The sequence below is a fragment of the Streptomyces sp. NPDC057428 genome, from assembly GCF_042803195.1.
Lineage (GTDB): Bacteria > Actinomycetota > Actinomycetes > Streptomycetales > Streptomycetaceae > Streptomyces.
In genome coordinates, this window is the sequence record NZ_JBHVCT010000193.1 from 1 (window position 1) to 3,163 (window position 3,163).

Below are 3,163 nucleotides of genomic sequence, written 5' to 3' on the forward strand. Positions count from 1 at the left end.
CAATTTGAGTCCAGACACCTCAAGGATCACAGGAGACGGCGTGTTTCCCGTATCAGGGCAGGTCAGGACACCCACACATACGGCAGGAGAGCCCGTTTTCGCTCGTACTCATCAGGGACTCCAATTCTCGACTGCGAGCATCGCTCGTGTCAGGGGGATGGTGCGGGGGGTTGATCGTGCGGACCTGAACGCTCGGCCCGGGTGTCTGCTCCTGGTACCTGCGACCTGTCCCCGGCACCTCTAGCCGGCGAACCGCTGAACGAGGTGTGATGGTGGCCGCCGCCTGCGTCCGCACATGTAGGACCTCGGCGCACCTCTCCGAAGCAGTGGACGTCGTCGGCCAGGAGCGCACCATGAGCGGCTCGTCGCCTTCACGTGCCTCTCCCTCCCGAGCTCGACGTCTCTCCCGCTGCTGGAAGCAGTTGTGTGGGAACACCTTGCAGCCGTCACCGGTTCACGTGGTGACGATCATGACCGTGTTCTCGCCACCGGTCAAGTGGGTGACGCAGCCTGGCGTTGCGAGCGCTGCCCAGAGGCCCTGGCGATATCGCCAGGCGCGCCCGCTCCGCTTGACAGGGAGTCACTCAGATGAGTGCTTGACGAAGCAAGTACATCTGGAGCTGTGCGGCCAAATGGAGACGTGGCGCAGGCGCCGCATGTCCGGACCGGCTTGATGGCCTGCCCGTTGCGCTTCGTCCTGGGTGGGCGCCCGCGGCCGGGGGAGGGTGCGTTCTCCCTCGGCCGCGGGCGCTCGGGAAGGGAGCTGCGACGCGGGGCGGTGTCTCGTTGCGTCAGTGCGGTGGATGCGCGGTGCGATTCCCCTTCGCGAGCGCGGCTTACCGTGGGGAAGCGGTACGGCGGCCAGTCTTCGGCTGGATCGACAGACCGCGCATGCGGGCCCTGAAAGTGGTTGGGGCCCGGGCCGCGGGATCTCCCGGATACCTCTGTACCGGGCTTCAGGCCAGACCCTAGAAACCCAGGGCGCTCAGACCGGGGTGATCGTCCGGTCGGCGTCCGAGTGGCCAGTGGAATGCGCGCTCCGCCTCCCGGATCGGCACGTCGTTGATGCACGCGTGTCGCACTGTCATCAGCCCCGCCTCGTCGAACTCCCAGTTCTCGTTGCCGAAGGAACGCCACCAGTTGCCTCCGGTGTCGTGCGACTCGTAGGCGAACCGCACCGCGATCCGGCTGCCGTCGAAGGCCCAGAGCTCCTTGATCAGCCGATACTCCAGTTCCCTGGACCATTTGCGAGTCAGGAAGCCGACTATCTCGTCACGACCGGTGACCCACTCGCTGCGGTTCCGCCAGCGTGAGTCCTCGGCGTACACCTGGGACACCTTGTGCGGATCCCGGCTGTTCCAGCCGTCTTCGGCCAGCCGGACCTTCGTCGTCGCGGACTCCCGCGTGAAGGGAGGGAGGGGAGGTCGGTCTGCCACTGCTGCTCCTTGTGTGCTGACGGCCCGCGCTGCGGGGCCGGACGATCCGGCCGTCACTGTCAGGAGTCGGCGCCCGCCTTTCAACCGTATAGCCGAGCCGCGGGAGTTGCTAGACGCCGACCAGTTGCCGAGGTCGGCGCAGGGGGCAGCCCCTGGATTGCGAGGCGGCCGCCGGCCGAAGTGACTGGAAGATGTGTTCCGAACCTTGTTCGCGCACGACGGGAAGTGCGGCCTGGGTCAGTCGAATCGGTCATGTGTGGTGCGGAAAGCTGCTGTTGCATGACTGGTTTCGGTGACGTCGAGAGGGATGACAGCCGTCTGCTCGCCGTACCCGGTGACCAGATCATCCAGGACCTCGGGCTTGCGAAAGCCAGTTACCGAGGGGCAGCATGTCCCTCGTGGACGTCACGCCCTGATGTCCGCGCGTATCTCGGCGAGTGACCGGCGCTGACGGCCGTCGTTGTCGAAGTTGGCGGGCTCGAGCCAGGAAGCGAACGATTGCCTGAGCGTCGGCCACTCACTGTTGATGATCGAGTACCAGGCCGTGTCGCGGCTCCGTCCCTTGTACACGACCGCTTGGCGGAAGGTGCCTTCGTAGCCGAAGCCGAGACGCTCCGCAGCCCTGCGCGACGGAGCGTTACGGCTGTCGCACTTCCACTCGTAGCGCCGGTAGCCGAGGTCGTCGAAGACGTGGGTCATGAGGAGGAGCTGAGCCTCCGTCGCGACGGTGGTGCGCTTCAGCAGTGGTGAGAACATCACGTTGCCGACCTCGATGACCCCGTTCGCGGGGTCTTGCCGCATGAGCGAGAGAGTCCCCACTGCGCGGCCCGACCGGTGGTCGATGACGGCATAGTGCTGCGGGTCCGTCCCGGACGCGGCTTCGCGAATCCAGACTTCGAACTCCGCGGCGGAGGAAAAGGGGCCGACGGCCATGTAGGTCCAGTCGCGATCATCCCGTGCCGAGCGGAGCGCGGCGAACACCTCTTGGGCGTGCCGGGCGGGGTCCAGTGCTTCCAGTCGGCAGTAACGGCCTGCCAACGTGCGGCCGTGAGGCAGGGGGCGGGCAGTCCACCCGGGCACCGGCTCACCGATGGGCTGACCGAATTCGTTCGCGTGTTCAGGCATGGTCATCTCCGTACGTGACGTCGCCTGCAACGGTACGACGGAGCGGATCTTCAGGAATCGCCCTGCCGGCCTGACCGATTCCGCTGCGGGCATGCGATTTCGCTGCCGTGGTCCGGCCGCTCGCGGTGACGAAAAGCCCCGCCCGGGGGCGGGGCCTTCGTGTCCGCGATCAGCCTTGGCGTGCCTTGTTACGGGGTGTCTTCTTGTTGAGAACGAAGGTCACGCCTCGGCGGCGTACCACCTGCGCTCCGGGCTGTGACTTCAGCGAGCGCAGGGATCCACGCACCTTCATCTTCGCCTCCTTCCCGGACCGACACCAAGAGTGAGAGGTCCATGACAATGTCGATCTCTTCAACCGGCCGCCGAACCGGAACATTCCCGATCTTCGCGGTACCTGCCACCTGTCGTGTTGTCGTCCGACAGGAGCAACCCGGCCCGGCACGCATGGGCGGTCGTGCGGGTTGATGCGTGCACCGATTGCCGATCGGAGGGGGTGGCCCCGCCCGCGGGCAGGGGCCCCCCCCCCCAACCGGGGGGGGGGCGGAGCGGGCCCCCCCCCGCCGGGGGGACAAGGTGATGCGTTCCGTCCCCCACAAAGTAAC

General features: G+C 66.7%; 3 protein-coding genes. All 3 read right to left on the reverse strand.

Going from position 1 to position 3,163, the window contains the following annotated elements:
* Nucleotides 1-968 precede the first annotated feature (968 nt).
* On the reverse strand, nucleotides 969-1,436 hold the full coding sequence (locus ACFU5K_RS31545) for a DUF1348 family protein (RefSeq protein ID WP_384068081.1): 468 nt from the start codon (nucleotides 1,434-1,436) through the stop codon (nucleotides 969-971).
* 405 nt (nucleotides 1,437-1,841) lie between these two features.
* The gene (locus ACFU5K_RS31550) at nucleotides 1,842-2,561 is read right to left on the reverse strand and encodes a GNAT family N-acetyltransferase (protein ID WP_384068084.1); all 720 of its coding nucleotides are present in this window, start codon (nucleotides 2,559-2,561) and stop codon (nucleotides 1,842-1,844) included.
* A 169-nt stretch (nucleotides 2,562-2,730) separates the two neighbouring features.
* Nucleotides 2,731-2,853, reverse strand: a complete 123-nt coding sequence (locus ACFU5K_RS31555) for a ribosomal protein bL36 (RefSeq protein ID WP_384068087.1) — start codon at nucleotides 2,851-2,853, stop codon at nucleotides 2,731-2,733.
* Nucleotides 2,854-3,163: the final 310 nt, after the last annotated feature.

Coding starts and splice junctions, on each gene's coding strand:
- ACFU5K_RS31550 (WP_384068084.1), bottom strand. CDS start 2,561: ATGCCTGAACACGCGAACGAATTCGGTCAGCCCATCGGTGAGCCGGTG.
- ACFU5K_RS31555 (WP_384068087.1), bottom strand. CDS start 2,853: ATGAAGGTGCGTGGATCCCTGCGCTCGCTGAAGTCACAGCCCGGAGCG.